At 66.8% G+C, this 256-nt stretch carries 1 protein-coding gene; it reads left to right on the forward strand.

Annotation, left to right across the window (positions count from 1 at the left end):
• Positions 1-256: isocitrate lyase/phosphoenolpyruvate mutase family protein (locus R0J88_RS21515; RefSeq protein WP_410901105.1), on the forward strand; the 256-nt coding region annotated here is incomplete at both ends.

Raw genomic sequence — 256 nt, forward strand, 5'->3', positions numbered from 1 at the left:
GGTGTCGCTGCCGTGCACCTGGAAGACCAGGTTGCCCAGAAGCGCTGCGGACATCGCCCCAACAAGGCCATCGTCTCCAGTCAGGAGATGGTCGACCGCATCAAGGCGGCCGCCGATGCCCGCCGTGACGACGACTTCTATCTGATCGCGCGTACCGATGCCTTCCAGAAGGAAGGGCTCGAGGCCGCCGTGGCGCGTGCCAATGCCTGTGTCGAGGCCGGGGCGGACGCCATCTTCGCCGAGGCGGTGCATACCC

This window comes from Pseudoalteromonas sp. SIMBA_162 (genome assembly GCF_046535955.1).
Lineage (GTDB): Bacteria > Pseudomonadota > Gammaproteobacteria > Enterobacterales > Alteromonadaceae > Pseudoalteromonas > Pseudoalteromonas marina.